This is a genomic window from Streptomyces sp. NPDC042100, assembly GCF_055582325.1.
In genome coordinates, this window is sequence record NZ_JBVJDK010000004.1 from 507,675 (window position 1) to 523,127 (window position 15,453).

Below are 15,453 nucleotides of genomic sequence, written 5' to 3' on the forward strand. Positions count from 1 at the left end.
TAGGCTCGCGGGATGACCATGATCGCGATCCTCACCGGGGCCGGCGTCTCCACCGATTCGGGCATCCCCGACTACCGGGGCCCGCGGGGCGTGTGGCGGACCGACCCGGAGGCCGAGCGGCTCGTCACCTACGGGCCGTACATGGCCGATCCGGAGATCCGCCGCCGCTCCTGGCGGATGCGGCTGGACGGCCCGGTGCTGGAGGCGGAGCCGAACGCGGCGCACCACGCGATCGCCGCGTTCGAGCGGAGCGGGCACGCGCTGCGGGTGCTCACGCAGAACGTGGACGGGCTGCACCAGGCGGCCGGGGTCCCGGAGCGCAAGGTCCTCGAACTGCACGGCTCGGCGCGCGCGGTGGTCTGCACGGCCTGCCACGCGCGCTCGTCGGCGGCGGAGGCGCTGGACCGGGTGCGGGCGGGCGAGGCCGATCCGGCGTGCCGCGTCTGCGGCGGGATCCTGAAGCCGGCGACGGTGATGTTCGGGCAGCGGCTGGACCCGGTGGTGCTGGCGAACGCCATGGCGATCGCCAAGGCGGCCGAGGTGTTCCTGGCCGTCGGCTCCTCCCTCCAGGTCCAGCCGGCCGCCTCCCTGGCGGGCATCGCGGCGGAACACGGCGCCCGACTGATCGTCGTGAACGCCGAGCCGACCCCGTACGACCCGCTCGCCGCCGAAGTGATCCGCGAACCGATCGGCACGGCCCTCCCGGCGCTGCTGGAGCGGCTGGGCTAGAACAGCGTCTCCTCCCGCCCCGATTCTCCCGATTCGAAGGCGAGGAGGCGCTTCTTGCGGGCAAGGCCGCCGCCGTAGCCGGTGAGGGAGCCGCCGGAGCCGATGACGCGGTGGCAGGGGACGATGATCGAGACCGGGTTCCTGCCGTTGGCGAGGCCGACCGCGCGGGAGGCGCCGGGGCTGCCGAGGGCCTCGGCGAGTTCGCCGTACGTCCGGGTCTCCCCGTACGGGATGAGGCGGAGCTGTTCCCAGACGCGGAGCTGGAACGGGGTGCCGATGAGGCGGAGTTCCAGGTCGAAGTCGGTGAGCTCGCCGGCGAAGTAGGCGTCGAGCTGGCGGACGGTCTCGGTGAAGGGGCGGGGGTCGGGGGTGCCGAAGGACTCCTCGGGCGGGCGGTGGCGCTGGTCGGTCATGTGGACGCGGCTGAGCACGCCGTCGACGGCGACCAGGGTCAGCGCGTCGTAGGGGCTGTCCACGACGGTGTGCTGGACGGTGGGCATGACGGGCTTTCCTTAGGCGGGGAGGTGGTTGATCGGATGGCTGTCGGTGGCCCAGAGGTACTGGACGGCATAGGCCCGCCAGGGGCGCCAGGCGGCGGCGCGGGAGGTGAGCGCGGCGGGGGTGGCGGGCAGGCCGAGGCCCTGGGCGGCGCGGCGGACGCCGAGGTCGCCGGGGAGGAAGGCGTCGGGGTCGCCGAGCGCCCGCATGGCGATGACCTCGGTGGTCCAGGGGCCGAAGCCGGGGAGGGCGAGGAGCCGGGCGCGGGCCTCCGTCCAGTCGCTCTCGGGGCCGAGGGAGAGGCCGCCGTCGGCGAGCGCGGTGACGAGGGTGAGCAGGGTGGCGCGGCGGCTGCGGGGCAGGGCAAGGGTCTCGGGGTCGAGTCCGGCGAGCGCCTCGGGGGTCGGGAAGAGGTGGGTGAGGCCGCCCTCCGGGTCGTCGACGGGGACGCCGTGCGCGGTGACCAGGCGGGCGGCGTGGGTGCGGGCGGCGGCGGTGGAGACCTGCTGGCCGAGCACGGCCCGGACGGCGAACTCGGCGGCGTCCACGGTGCGCGGGACCCGGCGGCCGGGCGCCGCGTCGACCAGGGGCGCGAGCAGCGGGTCGGTGCGCAGCTGTCCGTCGACGGCGACGGGGTCGGCGTCGAGGTCGAGCAGCCGGCGGCAGCGGCTGATGGCGTGGGTGAGGTCGCGCGGGTCGGTGAGGGAGAGCCGGCACAGCACGTGGTCGGCGCGGGGCGCGAGGGCGACGATGCCGTGCCCGTACGGGAGGGCGAGGGTCCTGCGGTAGGCGCCGTCGCGCCATTCCTCGACGCCGGGGACGGCGGTCGCGGCGAGGTGGCCGAAGAGGTTGGAGGGCTCCAGCGGGGCGCGGAACGGCAGCCGGAGGGCGAGCACCGTGCCGGTGGCGGCGGCGGGGGCGGCGGGGGCCGCGCGCGAGCGCAGTTCGCCGGGGGTGAGGGCGAAGACCTCGCGGACGGTGTCGTTGAAGGTGCGGACGGAGGAGAAGCCGGCCGCGAAGGCGATCTGGGCCATCGGCAGCGCGGTGCTCTCGATGAGCAGCCGGGCGGTCTGGGCGCGCTGGGCGCGAGCGAGGGCGAGGGGGCCGGCGCCGAGTTCGGCGAGGAGCTGGCGTTCGATCTGGCGGGCGGAGTAGCCGAGCCGGGCGGCGAGTCCGGGGACGCCCTCGCGGTCCACGACGCCGTCGCGGATGAGCCGTACGGCGCGGGCGACGGTGTCGGCGCGGGCGTCCCACGCGGGCGAGCCGGGGCTGGTGTCGGGGCGGCAGCGCTTGCAGGCGCGGAAGCCGGCCCGCTGGCAGGAGGCGGCGCTGGGGTGGAACTCCATGTTCTCGGCCTTGGGCGGGACGGCCGGGCAGCTGGGGCGGCAGTAGATCCGAGTGGTGCGGACGGCGGTGAAGAAGACGCCGTCGAAGCGGGCGTCCTTCGACCGGACGGCCCGCACGCAGCGCTCGGTGTCGGTGTGCATGTCTCAAGGATCGGCGATGGACGGGCGCCTGGCTGGCGGGAAAACGACATCAACGTCCGGTGGCGTCAGCCTCGGCGAGGGCCGTGACGAAGACCTCGTAGGCGTCCTCGTCGTAGAGCACGAAGCGGATCTCCCGGAGCGGCGGGGCGGTCTCGGCGTGGACGGCGTGCACGGCGCGGATCGCGAGGCGCGCGGCGGCGGCCATGGGCCAGCGGAAGATGCCGGTGGAGACGGCCGGGAAGGCGATCGTCTCGGCGCCGAGCGCGGCGGCGACCCGGAGGGATTCGGTGTAGCAGGAGGTGAGGAGCGCCGAGCGGTCCTCCGCCCCGTCGTACACGGGTCCCACGGTGTGCACGACCCAGCGGGCGGCCAGGTTCCCCGCGGTGGTGGCGACGGCGCGGCCGGTGGGCAGGCCCCGGCCGTAGTGGCCGGCGCGCAGGGCGCGGCACTCGGCGAGGATGGCGGGGCCGCCCGCGCGGTGGATGGCGCCGTCGACTCCGCCGCCGCCGAGCAGCGAGGAGTTGGCGGCGTTGACGATGACGTCGGCGTGCTGGCGGGTGATGTCACCGAGGACGAGGAGGATGCGGGGACGGCTGCTCATGCCCCCATCCTCGCTCCGCCCGCCGCCTGCCCGCGCGGGGTTTACCGGACGGGTGCGCGCAGGCGGCGCCAGACCGCCTTGGCGGCGTTGTGCCCGGACATGCCGTGGACGCCGGGGCCGGGCGGGGTGGCGGAGGAGCAGAGGAAGACCGCCGGGTGCGGGGTGTTGTAGGGGTGCGGCGACAGCTTGGGGCGCAGCAGCAGCTGGAGGCCTCGGGCGGCGCCGCAGGCGATGTCGCCGCCGATGTAGTTGGCGTTGCGCTCGGCGAGCTCGGGCGGGCCCGCGGTGGCGCGGGCGAGGACGAGGTCGCGGAAGCCGGGGGCGAAGCGCTCGATCTGCCGCTCGATGGCGTCGGTGAGGTCGCCCCGCCAGCCGTTGGGGACGTGGCCGTAGACCCAGAAGACGTGCTTGCCGTCGGGGGCGCGGCCGGGGTCGACGAGGGTGGGCTGGGCGGCGATGAGGAAGGGGGTGTCGGGGGCGGTGCCGGAGGAGGCCTGGGTGAGGGCGGTGCCGATCTCCCCGGCGGTGGGTCCGATCTGGACGGTGCCCGCGCGGCGGGCCTCGGCGGCGGTCCAGGGCACGGGGCCCGAGAGCGCGTAGTCGATCTTGAAGGCGCTGGCGCCGTAGCGGTAGGAGTCGTAGTGGCCGCCGAGTCCGGCGATCCGGGCGAGGGCGGTGGGCGAGGTGTCGAAGACGTAGGCCCGCGCGGGCGGCAGGTCGTCGAGCCGCTTGACCTCGTAGTCGGTGTGGACGGTGCCGCCGAGCTCCGTGAGGTACGAGGTGAGGGCGTCGGAGATGGACTGGGAGCCGCCCTTGGGGATCGGCCAGCCGCCCGCGTGCGCGGCGAGCGCGAAGACCAGGCCGACGGCGCCGGTGGCGATGCCGCCGAGCGGGGCGATGACGTGGCCGACGAGGCCGGCGAAGAGGGCGGGCGCCTTCTCGTCGCGGAAGCGGCGCAGCAGCCAGGTGGACGGCGGGAGCCCGGCGAGGCCGAAGCGGGCGAGGGTGACCGGGTCGCGGGGCAGCGCGGTGAGCGGGAGCCGCATGAAGTCACCGGCGAGGGTGTCCCACTTGCCGAGGAAGGGCGCGACGAGCCGCCGGTAGGCGCCGGCGTCTCGGGGGCCGAAGGAGGCGGCGGTCTCGGCGACCGAGCGGGAGAGGACGGCCGCGGTGCCGTCGTCCCAGGGGTGGGCCATCGGGAGCTCGGGGTGCAGCCACTCCAGGCCGTGCCGGGCCAGCGGCATGGTCTTGAAGACCGGCGACCCGGCGCCCAGCGGGTGGACCGCCGAGCACGGGTCGTGGCGGAAGCCGGGGAGGGTGAGCTCCTCGGTGCGGGCGCCGCCGCCGACGGTGGACTTCGCCTCGAAGACCGCGACGGAGAAGCCGCGCCGGGCCAGCTCCACGGCGGCGGTCAGCCCGTTGGGTCCCGCCCCCACGATGACGGCATCGAGCATCGACGGCACCTTCGGACTCCTTCGTCAGCCGATGGCCAGGGGCCAGGGATTCCAGCATAGGCCGGGCCCCGCAAGGGACTTACGGGGCCCCGAGCAGCGCGCGGACGCGCTGTGCGGTGGCGGCGTCGCGGGCGGCGGTGAACGGCAGCGCGTTGCCCCCGGTGACGCGGAAGCGCTCGCCGGTGAGGGTCAGGTCCGTGCCGCCGGCCTCCTCGACCAGGAGCAGTCCCGCGGCGTGGTCCCAGGCGTACTCCCAGGAGAAGGCGACCGCGTCGAGCTCGCCCTTGGCGACCGCCAGGTACTCCAGGCCGGCGGAGCCGCAGGGCCGGGGACGGACGCCCTCGACGCGCAGGCCGAGCAGGGCGCGCTTCTGGTCCGGGGTGGTGTAGTCGGGGTGCGAGGTGGCGACGGCCAGGTCCGCTCCCGGGGCGGGCGCCCCCGACCGTATGACCCGTCCGTCGACGGTGGCGCCGCGGCCCCGCACCGCGACGGCCAGCTCCTCCAGGGCGGGGGCGTAGGTCCAGGAGGCGAGGAGCTCGCCGCGCACGGCCAGGGCGACCAGGGTGCAGAAGCCGTCCTCGCCGCGCACGAACTGGCGGGTGCCGTCGACCGGGTCGACGATCCAGACGGGGGCGTCGCCCCCGAGCGCGTCGTACACCGAGGGGTCGGCGTGCACGGCCTCCTCGCCGACGACGACGGAGCCGGGCAGCAGGGCGGTGAGCGAGGCGGTCAGATGGGCCTCGGCGGCCCGGTCGGCGACGGTGACCAGGTCGTGCGGGCCGTTCTTCTCGACGATCTCCTCGGCGCCGAGCCGGCGGAAGCGCGGCATGATCTCGGCGGCGGCGGCCTTGCGGACGGCCTCCTCCACCTCGGTCGTCCCTCCGGCGAGGAGGTGCTCCAGGAACGCTGCGGCTGTGGTCTGGTCGTCTCGGCTCATGTGACCAGCCAAACACACCGCGCTGACATTCCGGAGACCCCGTGACGGCCTGGGGGCGACCCCGTGACGACCTGGGGGCGACCGCCTGTGGACAACCGGCGGACCTCCGCCGCTCCGCGAGTACGCTTTGATCGAGTTCACCCCTTTGTCTCTTTCTCTGCAGGTCCATCCCCCTGCAGGTCCATCTCCGGGGAGGGTCCCGTGCACGGCGAGTACAAGGTTCCGGGCGGCAAGCTGGTCGTCGTCGACCTCGACGTGGAGGACGGCGCGCTGCGCCGGGTCCGGGTCGCGGGCGACTTCTTCCTGGAGCCCGACGAGGCGATCCTGGCGATCGACGGGGCCCTGGAGGGCGCCCCGGCGGACACCGACGCGGCCGGTCTGGCCGCCCGGATCGACGCGGCGCTGCCGCCGGGCACCCAGATGTACGGGCTGACCACGGAGGGCGTCGGCGTGGCGGTCCGCCGCGCCCTGGCGCACGCCACCGACTGGACCGACTACGACTGGCAGCTCGTCCACGAGCCGCCGCAGTCCCCGGCGCTGCACATGGCCCTGGACGAGGTGCTGACCGCCGAGGTCGCGGCGGGCCGCCGGCCGCCGACGCTGCGGGTCTGGGAGTGGGGCGCGCCCGCCGTCGTGATCGGCAGCTTCCAGTCGCTGCGCAACGAGGTGGACCCGGAGGCGGCGGAGCGGCACGGCATCGAGGTGGTGCGCCGGATCAGCGGCGGCGGGGCGATGTTCATCGAGCCGGGCAACACCATCACGTACTCGCTGTCGGTCCCGGACGCCCTGGTGCAGGGCCTGTCCTTCACCGACAGCTACGCGTACCTGGACGACTGGGTGCTGGGCGCGCTCGGCGACATGGGCGTGAAGGCCTGGTACCAGCCGCTCAACGACATCGCCACCGAGGCGGGCAAGATCGCGGGCGCCGCGCAGAAGCGGATGGCCTCCGGGGACGGCGCCGTGCTGCACCACGTGACGATGGCGTACGACATCGACGCCGACAAGATGACCGAGGTGCTGCGCATCGGCCGGGAGAAGCTGTCCGACAAGGGCACCAAGAGCGCGAAGAAGCGGGTGGACCCGCTGCGCCGCCAGACCGGGCTGCCCCGGGAGGCGGTCATCGAGCGGATGACCGCCTCCTTCCGCTCCCGCTACGGCCTGTCGGAGGGCCGGGTCACGGAGGAGGAGCTGGCCCGGGCGAAGGAGCTCGCGGAGACGAAGTTCGCGACTCCGGAGTGGACCGCCCGGGTGCCCTGATGCGGACGGGTCCCGGTGGCCCGGGTCAGGTGCGGGCCACCAGGATGAACTCGTTGTACGGGAAGGCCTTGCCGACCGACCGGGCGAAGGGGAACGAGTACGTCCGGTCGACGGTCAGGCCGAGCTTCTCGGCGTGGCCGCGCAGGCCGTCGAAGTCGACGAAGCGGACGTGCGTGGCGTCCGTCTTGTAGCCGGCCTCCTGGGGACAGATCAGCACGACCTGACCGCCCGGCTTCACCAGCGACAGGTACTGCTCCAGGACCGAGTTCCCCAGGGCCTCGTCCATGTGCTCCAGGACGTGCGCGCACAGCAGCGAGTCGAAGGAGCCGGGACCGCAGTCCGGCGCGGCGGCGAGCTCGTCGGGCGTGTACGCGGTCAGGCCCCGCTCACGGCAGACGGCGACCGAGTCGGCGTTGTGGTCGACGCCGACGCTGTCGGGACCGCAGTTCAGCAGGTTGCGCCCCAGACCGCAGCCCACGTCCAGCACCCGGCCGAGGCCCAGTCTCTTCAGGTTCCACCGGTACGGCGCCTGCGTCGGCAACAGCCGCTTGATACCCGAGGTCTCAAGCCGCGCGAGGCGCTGGGTGTAGTCGGAGGACTCCGTGCCGGACATTGATGACCGCCTTCGTTGCGTCGTGTGGACGCATAACGACACCGTGGGAAACGAGTCACGACGGCGGCTGCGGGTCCGGAGCCGCATACGGCTCGGACCGGGGCACGCCCAGTCGTGTCTCGGTAGGGCGAGGCTATGACACCAGGGAGGCCCTGGTCCAGGGTTCTCGGACACCTCGTCACATGTCAGAGGCATCCCGCGCCCGCCGGGGCAACTCGACGCGGACGGTCAGGCCGCCGCCGGGGCGGGGTACGGCGGTGATCTCGCCGTGGTGGTTGGCGGTGATCGCGCGGACCACGGCGAGCCCGAGGCCGCTGCCCTCCGCCCGGCGTCCCGCGCCCCGCCGGAACGGCTCGAAGAGCTCGGGCAGCTCCGCCGGGTCCACCACCGGCCCGGTGTTGCCGACCTCCAGGAAGGCCCGGTCGCCCGAGGTGCCGGTGGTGAGCGTCGCGGTGCCGCCCGGCCGGTTGTGCCGGACCGCGTTGGCCAGCAGGTTCAGGGCGACCTGGCGCAGCAGCGCGGGTTCGCCGGTGACCGGCGCGGGCGCGGTGCCCGCGTCGATCCGCACCCCTGCCGTACGGGCCTCCCCCGCGAGGTCGGCGAGCGCGGCGCCGGCCGCGTCCGCGAGGTCGTCCGGGTGCCGGGCCGGCGGCTCGCTCTCGCCGCGCGCCAGGGTGAGCAGCGCCGCGATCAAGCGCTCGGTGCGCGCGTTGGCGTCCAGGGCGCGGCGCAGGTCGGGGCGGAGGTCGGCGGGGACCCGGCCCTGGGCCAGCGGGATCTCCAGGGCGGTGCGCTGGAGGGTGAGCGGGGTGCGCAGCTCGTGGGAGGCGTGGGCGGTGAAGCGGCGCTGGGCGGTGAAGCTGCGGTCCAGCCGGTCGAGCATCGCATCGAAGGTGTCGCCGAGCTCCCGCACCTCGTCGTGCGGGCCGGTGAGGGCGAGCCGCTCGTCGAGGGCGCTGCCCGCGCCGATCCGGCGGGCGGCGGCGGTGACCCGGTGCAGCCGGGCCAGCGAGCGGCGGCCGGCCCACCAGGCGAGCAGCGCGGCGAGCGCGGTGAAGACGAGAAGGAGGAGCAGGGAGCGGGCGAGCAGCTCGCCGAGGACGCTGTGCTGGAACTCCCGGAAGCCCTCGGCGGCGGTCGCGGGGGTGAGGGTCTGGGCGGGGAGCGACGGCGGGGCGGTCGCGGTCGGCATGGGCGTGGGGGTGCCGGGCGGCATCGGCTCGACGGGCAGGGTGTCGACGGCGGGGACGACCAGGTAGCGGTTGTCCTCGATGAGCTGCCGGGAGCTGAGCCAGTTGAGGACGAGCAGTCCGCAGCCGAGGAGCGCGAACACGACGGTGGTGACCAGGGTCAGCCGGCCGCGCAGCGGCAGCCGGGGGCGCGGGGGCCGCCGGCCGGTGCGGGCGCCGCTCACAGCCGGTACCCGAAACCGGGCTCGTGGGTGATCAACGGGGGGTCGCCGAGTTTGCGGCGCAGGGAGTGGACGGTGACCCGGACGGCGGTGGTGGCCGGGTCGAGCGCCGGGTCCCAGAGGCAGGCGCGCAGCTCCTCGGTGCTGACGGGGGCGCCGTCCGCGGCGAGCAGCAGTTCCAGCACGCCGAGCTCGCGGGGGGTCAGCCGCAGCGGCCGGCCGTCGCGCTCGGCGGCCCGGCGCGCGGTGTCCAGGCTCAGTCCGCGCCGGCTCAGCACGGTGGGGAGCGCGCCGCCCGGGGTGCGGCGGCCGAGCGCGCGCAGCCGGGCCACCAGCTCCAGGTAGGAGAAGGGCTTGCCCATGTAGTCGTCGGCGCCCTGGCCGAGGCCGTCGACCAGGTCGGAGAGGGTGCCGGCGGCGGTGAGCATGAGGATCCTGGCCGGATAGCCGGCGGCGGTCAGCGCCCGGCACACGGCGTCGCCGCTCAGTCCCGGCAGGTCCCGGTCGAGCACGAGGACGTCGTACGCGTGGGCGGCGGTGAGCTCCAGCGCGCGGGCGCCGTCGTGGGCGACCTCGGGGACCATGCCCTCGCCGCGCAGTCCGTCGGCGAGCATCGCCGCCAGTTCCGGCTCGTCCTCGACGATGAGCACCCGCATCCGTCCCACTCCCTCCGGCTCCTTCGGGCGCCGTCGCCGTCGCGGTCCTCGCCGCCGCACGTCAAGGATGCCCCGGCCGCCGTTAGCCACCGGTTAGGCACACGCTCACGGGTGGCTCACCGGGCCCTCCGTAGAACTGCGGACGTCACACGAGACGACCGGCGGGGAGAGGCCCATGCGGGAGAAGACACGACGGATGCTGCTGGCGGCGACCGCCGTCGCGGCCGTACTGGCGGCGGGCGGCTGCGCGTCCGCCGAGGACACGGCGCCGAGGGTGGCGGGCGCCGGGGACGGCGCCGGGAAGAAGGCGCCGCAGGACGACGACGCGGTCCGCAGGGCCTGGGTGGACTGTATGCACGCCCAGGGACAGAGCGAGGTCACCCAGGACAAGGACGGCAACATCGGCGTCCCGGCGGCGGGCGTCGGCGGCGGGTCGGTCGAGGGGTACGAGACCGCCGCGAAGGTGTGCGACGCCAAGGTGCCCGGGATCCACCAGGTCAAGGCGAAGAACGACGCGAAGTTCGTGGAGATGGGCCGCGCCTTCGTGGCCTGCGCGCGGAAGAACGGCTATCCGGACCTGCCCGACCCCGAGCCGAAGCAGGGAATCCTGGTGATCCCCACGGCCGTCTTCGACGCGGCCAAGTGGGACGCGATCCAGCCCGCCTGCGGCAAGCTGCCGATGCCCGGCTACCGGATCGGCGAGTGAGCGTGGACGAGACCGGTACGGCGCGGCGCCGAGGGCGCCGCCGGATCGTGGTGCCGCTCGCCCTGGTCGCCGTCCTCGGCGGCTCCGGCGCGCTGGCCGTGGCCCGCCCCTGGGAGTCGCCCGGCACCACCGACGCGCGGCCCGCCGTCGAGCACGGCACGGTGGTGGTGGAGAAGGGCTCGCTGTCCAGCGGCATCCAGGTCGCGGGCGCGCTCGCCTTCGACGCGCCCACGCCGGTCGTCGCCGCCGGGCAGGGCACGCTGACGGCGCTGCCGTCCGTCGGCGCCGAAGTCCGGGCCGGTGAGCGGCTGTACGAGGTGGACGGGCGGCCGGTGGTCCTGATGACGGGCAGGCGTCCGCTCTGGCGCGACCTCGGCCCCGGGGTCCCGGACGGGCCGGACGTGGAGCAGCTCAAGCGCACGCTGCTGCGCCTCGGTCACGCCGACGGGCTCGGTCTGAGCGTGGACGGGAAGTTCACCAAGGCCACGGCGGTCGCGGTGAAGCGCTGGCAGAAGGCGCTCGGCGTCCGCCAGACGGGGACGGTCGGCCGCGGCGACGTCGTCATGCTGCCGCAGGGCTCGGTCCGGGTGGAGCGGGTCTCGGCCCAGCTCGGCGCGGCCGTGGGCACCGGCCCGGTGCTGACGGTCACCGACACGGCCCTGGTGGCGGTGGTGCGGCCGGCGGAGAACCAGCTCTCCCGGTTCAAGCCGAACGGGCGGGTCACGGTGCGGCTGGCCGACGGGGGCACGGTCGAGGGGCGGATCCGTTCCCTGATCCGCGGCGGCGCCGGGGGCGGCTCGGACGGCGGGGACGGCGGGGACGGCGGTTCGGGCGGCGGCGCGGAGAAGACCACCGTCACCGTCGTCCTGGCCGACCAGGCCAAGGCCCGGCAGGCCGGTCCCTCCGGCGTGACCGTGACGATCGTCGGCGACACCGCGCGGGACGCCCTGATCGTCCCCGTCACCGCGCTCCTCGCGCTGGACGGCGGCGGCTACGGCGTGCGGGTCGAGCGGGGCGGCGCAGCGGCGCGGCTCGTCCCGGTCCGGCTGGGGCTGGTCGCCGACGCGAAGGCCCAGATCGACGGGGACGTCCGCGCGGGCGACCGGGTGGTGGTGCCGCGGTGACGGCCCCGTCCGCCCCGTCCGCCCTGTCCGCCCCGTCCGCCCCGTCCGCCCCGTCCGCCCCCGTGCTGGAGCTCACCGGAGTCGTCAAGGAGTACCCGGGGGAGCCCCCGCTGCGGATCCTGCACGGCATCGACCTGACCGTGACGGCCGGGGAGCTGCTCGCCGTCGTCGGGCCCTCGGGCTCCGGCAAGTCGACCCTGCTGGCGCTGCTCGGCTCGCTCGACCGGCCCACCGCCGGGCGGCTGCGCTTCGAGGGGCGCGACCTGGACGGCCTCCCGGACCGCGAGCTGGCCGCGCTGCGCGCCCGGCGGATCGGCTTCGTCTTCCAGCAGTTCTTCCTGCTGGCCGGGCTCAGCACGGTGGAGAACGTGGCCACCGGACTGCTCTACAGCGGCGTGCCCGCACCGCGCCGGCGCGCCGCCGCCGTGGAGGCGCTGCGCGAGGTGGGGCTCGGCCACCGGCTGGACCACCGCCCCGACCAGCTGTCCGGCGGCGAGAAGCAGCGGGTGGCGATCGCCCGCGCGCTCGTCGGGCGGCCGGCCCTGCTGCTGGCCGACGAGCCCACGGGCGCCCTGGACAGCGTCTCCGGCGCGGCCGTCGTCGGGCTGCTGCGGGAGCTGAACGAACGGGGCACGACCGTCGTCGTGATCACCCATGACCGCGAGCTGGCCGCCTCCTTCCCCCGGCGTGTCGGCATCCACGACGGCCGCGTCGACTTCGACGAACGCGGCCCCCACCCGGCAGGAGCCCTCCCGTGACGCGAGCACCGCGCCGCACCCGGCTGCGCCCGGCGGACCTGCTCCGCCTGGGCACGATCGGCCCGCGCACCCGCAGGACCCGGTCCGCGCTCTCGGCGCTCGGCATCGCGCTGGGCATCGCCGCCGTCATCGCGGTGACCGGGATCTCCCTGTCCAACCAGGCGCACCTGCTGGCGCGCCTGGACGCGCTGGGCTCGAACCTGATCACCGTGGGCCCCGGCAAGGACGCCGAGCAGCGCCCGGTGCCGCTGCCCGCCACGGCGGAGAAGATGCTCGCGGACATCGGCCCGGTCCAGCGGGTGACCGCGACCGGGGCCACCGAGGCCGAGGTGTACCGCAACGACCTGGTGCCGAAGCAGCAGACGGGCAGCCTGACGGTGCTGGCGGCCCGGCTCGACCTGCTGGAGGTGCTGCGCGCCCGGATGGCGAGCGGGCGCTGGCTGGACCGGGCGAGCGAGCGGCTCCCGGTGACCGTGCTCGGCGACGTGGCCGCCGGCCGCCTCGGGGTCACCGCCCCGGGCGAGCGGGTCTGGCTGGGCGGCGAGTGGTACGTGGTCTCCGGCATCCTGGCGCCGAACGAGCTGGCGCCCGAGCTGGGCACCGCCGCCCTCGTCGGCTGGCCGAGGGCGACGGCCCGGCTCGGCGCGGACGGCACGGCCGCCACCGTCTATCTGCGCGCGCATCCGGAGCGGGTGCCCGACGTGCAGGCGGTGGCCGGGGCGACCGCCAATCCGGCGAGCCCGAGCGGGGTGGCCGTCAGCCGCCCGTCCGATCTGCTGGCGGCGCGCGACGAGGCGGAGGACGCGCTCACCGGGCTGGTGCTGTCGCTGGCCGCGGTCGCGCTGCTGGTGGGCGGGGTCGGCATCGCCAACACGATGGTGGTGGGGGTGATGGAGCGCCGGGGCGAGATCGGGCTGCGCCGGGCGCTGGGCGCGCGGGGCGGGCAGATCGCCGTCCAGTTCCTGCTGGAGGCGGTGCTGATGGGCTTCGTGGGCGGGGTCGCCGGGCTGGTGCTGGGCGGGCTCACGGTGTACGGCTACGCCTTCGCCCAGGGCTGGCCGGCGGCTGTGCCGCTCTCCCTGGTGGCGGCGGGCCCGGCGGTGTCGGTGCTGGTCGCCGCGCTCGCCGGGATCTATCCGGCGCTGCGCGCGGCGCGCTCCTCCCCGACGGACGCCCTGCGCTCGGCCTGAGGGCGGGGACCGACGGCCGACGGCCACCTGTACGAGGGCCCCTGCCGGCGCGCGCCGGCAGGGGCCCTCGTACAGGTGCGTCAGCTCACGGGCTGCTGCTGGGTGACGCAGTGGATTCCGCCGCCGCCGGTGCCGAGGCGGTCGATGTTGAGCTGCTCGATCACCCGGCCCGGGTAGAGCCGGGCGAGGGTGGCCTTGGCGGAGGTGTCGGCGGAGGTGTCGCCGAACTGCCCGGAGATGATCGCCCCGTTGCAGACGTAGTAGTTGGCGTAGGAGGCGAGGAAGTCGGCGTTGGTGGAGCGGATCTTGTAGTAGTCGGGGCCCTGGAGCCTGCTCGCCGCCATGGCGGCGCCGGTCGCGGTGGTGGCCGCGGACAGCACGGCGTACTGCTGGCGGGCGTCCTTGGCGTAGACGTCGTTGTCGGTGGAGAGCGGCATCTGCACCAGGGCCTTGCCGGGGGCGAGGAAGCGCGAGGTGGCGTCGACGTGGTCGTCGGTGATGTCCTGGTTGCGGACGCCGTCGAACCAGATGACCTTGGAGGCGCCGTAGGCGGCGCACATCGCCGCCTCGATCTGGCGCTCGGTCATGCCCGGGTTGCGGTTGTTGTTGACGAGGCTGCTGCGGGTGGCCATCAGCGTGCCGGCGCCGTCCTGTTCGATGGCGCCGCCCTCGCCGATGAGCCCGGCGGAGGTGTACGGGACGCCGACGTAGGCGGCGATCCGGCCCGCGACGAGGTTGTCCTTGGCGTGGGTCTGCCGGTTGCCCCAGCCGTTGAAGTTGAGGCCGATCGCGTCGAGGCCGCCGGCTCCGTTGGTGCGGAAGACCGGACCGGTGTCGCGCATCCAGCAGTCGTCGACGGGGATCGAGCTGATCACGGTGACCGTGGAGCCGCACAGCGAGCGGGCCTTGGCGGCGCTGCCCGAGTTGGCGCACATGACGACCGGCTCGTACTTCGCGATGGTGCGGGCGATGAGCGCGATGTCCGCCTGGACGCCGCTGAGCTTGCTGCCCCAGATCGAGGTGGAGTCCGGGAAGGCCATCCAGGTGCGGGTGTGCCGGACGTCCTCGATCGGTACGGAGAACCCGCCGGCCGCGGCGCTGCGGCCCACCAGCGAACGGACGGCCGCCTGGGCCTCCGTGGCCGCCAGGGCGGTGCCGACGGCCGCGATTCCGGCGGCCTTCAGGAACCGGCGTCTGCCCAGGCCCCCGCCGCCCGGTGCGCGCTCTGCGTGCTCGTTCATTGCTGCCTCCAGCTCTCAACTCCCCACGGAACACCCGTGGTTGATTCGGAAACGTAGAACTGACCGAGCGCTCGGTCAATATTTTCGACCAGGATTGTGGCGGCTGGTTAGAGTGAGCCCATGGCCGCACCCGCGAAGGACTCCCGGACCCCCAGCGCTCCCCCGCCCGCGGGGCCGCCGGCCCCGCGCTCCCGGGCGTCGGCGAAGGGCGAGCAGACCCGCGCGCGCCTGATCGCGGCCGCCCGGACACTGCTCGCCGGGGAACAGGGCGAACGGTTCACCACCCGCAACGTGGCCGCGCTCTGCGGGGTCTCGCACGGGATGTGCCACTACCACTTCCAGGACCGCACCGACCTCGTGCTGGCCGTCGTCGAGGACATCCGCCCCGAGTGGATCCTGCCGCTGGAGGAGGCGGTCGCCGCCCCCGGCACCTTCGCCGAGCGCGCCGAGCGCGTGCTGGCCCTGCTCGACGGGCCCGAGAGCCCCGACCTCGCCCACCTCCACTCCGCGCTGCACTGGCACGCCCTCAACGACGAGCGGGTACGGGCCTCCCTGGAGGCGGAGTACCGGCGCTGGCGCGCCTGCTTCGTCGCCCTGTTCCAGGTGCTGGCCGACGAGCGCGGCGGCGGGCTCGACCCGCGCCCGCTCGGCGAGGCGGTCGCCGCCGCCGTGGACGGACTGGCGGCCGTCGCCTCGCTGGACCCCGGGCTCGACGGCGGAGCGGTGCTGCGGACCCTCGTCGGCACGCTCGCGGCCGGCGTCTGAACCGGCCGGCGCCCGGGCCGCCGCCC

Annotated in this window: 16 protein-coding genes; 7 read left to right on the forward strand and 9 right to left on the reverse strand. The window is 75.1% G+C overall.

What is annotated here, in order from left to right:
- Positions 1 to 12 precede the first annotated feature (12 nt).
- Entirely contained in the window at positions 13 to 729 is a 717-nt protein-coding gene (locus ACZ6J5_RS12250) for an SIR2 family NAD-dependent protein deacylase (protein WP_469390436.1), read from the forward strand.
- On the opposite strand, the gene ACZ6J5_RS12255 is transcribed toward ACZ6J5_RS12250, so the two are convergent.
- From ACZ6J5_RS12255 to ACZ6J5_RS12275, 5 genes are all read right to left on the reverse strand, one after another.
- Entirely contained in the window at positions 726 to 1,229 is a 504-nt protein-coding gene (locus ACZ6J5_RS12255) for a methylated-DNA--[protein]-cysteine S-methyltransferase (protein WP_469390437.1), read from the reverse strand. The two genes, ACZ6J5_RS12250 and ACZ6J5_RS12255, sit on opposite strands and share 4 nt — an antisense overlap.
- Positions 1,230 to 1,241: 12 nt before the next feature.
- Complete coding sequence (locus ACZ6J5_RS12260) at positions 1,242 to 2,714, reverse strand: AlkA N-terminal domain-containing protein (protein WP_469390439.1); 1,473 nt, start codon at positions 2,712 to 2,714, stop codon at positions 1,242 to 1,244.
- 49 nt (positions 2,715 to 2,763) lie between these two features.
- Positions 2,764 to 3,315, reverse strand: a complete 552-nt coding sequence (locus ACZ6J5_RS12265; RefSeq protein WP_469390441.1) for an O-acetyl-ADP-ribose deacetylase — start codon at positions 3,313 to 3,315, stop codon at positions 2,764 to 2,766.
- A gap of 41 nt (positions 3,316 to 3,356) precedes the next feature.
- A complete protein-coding gene (locus ACZ6J5_RS12270; protein ID WP_469390443.1) occupies positions 3,357 to 4,778 on the reverse strand; it encodes a phytoene desaturase family protein in 1,422 nt (473 codons plus the stop codon).
- Between the two features lie 70 nt (positions 4,779 to 4,848).
- A complete protein-coding gene (locus ACZ6J5_RS12275) occupies positions 4,849 to 5,706 on the reverse strand; it encodes an inositol monophosphatase family protein (protein WP_469390445.1) in 858 nt (285 codons plus the stop codon).
- Positions 5,707 to 5,907: 201 nt separating this feature from the next.
- Between ACZ6J5_RS12275 and ACZ6J5_RS12280 the strand changes: the two genes are divergently transcribed.
- Entirely contained in the window at positions 5,908 to 6,963 is a 1,056-nt protein-coding gene (locus ACZ6J5_RS12280; protein WP_469390447.1) for a lipoate--protein ligase family protein, read from the forward strand.
- A gap of 25 nt (positions 6,964 to 6,988) precedes the next feature.
- Here the strand turns inward: ACZ6J5_RS12280 and ACZ6J5_RS12285 are convergent, their stop codons facing one another.
- The 3 genes from ACZ6J5_RS12285 to ACZ6J5_RS12295 all read right to left on the reverse strand — a co-directional run bounded on the left by ACZ6J5_RS12285 (position 6,989) and on the right by ACZ6J5_RS12295 (position 9,643).
- Positions 6,989 to 7,576 (reverse strand): class I SAM-dependent methyltransferase, encoded by a 588-nt coding sequence (locus ACZ6J5_RS12285; protein ID WP_469390449.1) that lies wholly within the window; start codon positions 7,574 to 7,576, stop codon positions 6,989 to 6,991.
- 178 nt (positions 7,577 to 7,754) lie between these two features.
- The gene (locus ACZ6J5_RS12290; protein WP_469390452.1) at positions 7,755 to 8,990 is read right to left on the reverse strand and encodes a sensor histidine kinase; all 1,236 of its coding nucleotides are present in this window, start codon (positions 8,988 to 8,990) and stop codon (positions 7,755 to 7,757) included.
- The gene (locus ACZ6J5_RS12295; protein WP_469390454.1) at positions 8,987 to 9,643 is read right to left on the reverse strand and encodes a response regulator transcription factor; all 657 of its coding nucleotides are present in this window, start codon (positions 9,641 to 9,643) and stop codon (positions 8,987 to 8,989) included. The genes ACZ6J5_RS12290 and ACZ6J5_RS12295 overlap by 4 nt, the downstream gene beginning before the upstream one ends.
- 175 nt (positions 9,644 to 9,818) lie before the next feature.
- Here ACZ6J5_RS12295 and ACZ6J5_RS12300 point away from each other — a divergent pair, with 175 nt between their 5' ends.
- The 4 genes from ACZ6J5_RS12300 to ACZ6J5_RS12315 are packed head-to-tail and all read left to right on the forward strand — an operon-like array spanning position 9,819 to position 13,421.
- Complete coding sequence (locus ACZ6J5_RS12300; protein ID WP_469390456.1) at positions 9,819 to 10,349, forward strand: hypothetical protein; 531 nt, start codon at positions 9,819 to 9,821, stop codon at positions 10,347 to 10,349.
- Positions 10,346 to 11,473 (forward strand): peptidoglycan-binding protein, encoded by a 1,128-nt coding sequence (locus ACZ6J5_RS12305; protein WP_469390458.1) that lies wholly within the window; start codon positions 10,346 to 10,348, stop codon positions 11,471 to 11,473. Before ACZ6J5_RS12300 ends, ACZ6J5_RS12305 begins: the two co-directional genes overlap by 4 nt.
- Positions 11,470 to 12,231 (forward strand): ABC transporter ATP-binding protein, encoded by a 762-nt coding sequence (locus ACZ6J5_RS12310; protein ID WP_469390460.1) that lies wholly within the window; start codon positions 11,470 to 11,472, stop codon positions 12,229 to 12,231. Before ACZ6J5_RS12305 ends, ACZ6J5_RS12310 begins: the two co-directional genes overlap by 4 nt.
- Positions 12,228 to 13,421: an ABC transporter permease gene (locus tag ACZ6J5_RS12315; protein WP_469390462.1), complete on the forward strand. Its 1,194-nt coding sequence runs from the start codon at positions 12,228 to 12,230 to the stop codon at positions 13,419 to 13,421. The genes ACZ6J5_RS12310 and ACZ6J5_RS12315 overlap by 4 nt, the downstream gene beginning before the upstream one ends.
- A gap of 80 nt (positions 13,422 to 13,501) precedes the next feature.
- On the opposite strand, the gene ACZ6J5_RS12320 is transcribed toward ACZ6J5_RS12315, so the two are convergent.
- Positions 13,502 to 14,662, reverse strand: coding sequence for an agmatine deiminase family protein (locus tag ACZ6J5_RS12320; RefSeq protein ID WP_469390464.1), 1,161 nt, complete (start codon positions 14,660 to 14,662; stop codon positions 13,502 to 13,504).
- Positions 14,663 to 14,782: 120 nt separating this feature from the next.
- Here ACZ6J5_RS12320 and ACZ6J5_RS12325 point away from each other — a divergent pair, with 120 nt between their 5' ends.
- Positions 14,783 to 15,427, forward strand: a complete 645-nt coding sequence (locus ACZ6J5_RS12325) for a TetR/AcrR family transcriptional regulator (RefSeq protein ID WP_469390466.1) — start codon at positions 14,783 to 14,785, stop codon at positions 15,425 to 15,427.
- Positions 15,428 to 15,453: the final 26 nt, after the last annotated feature.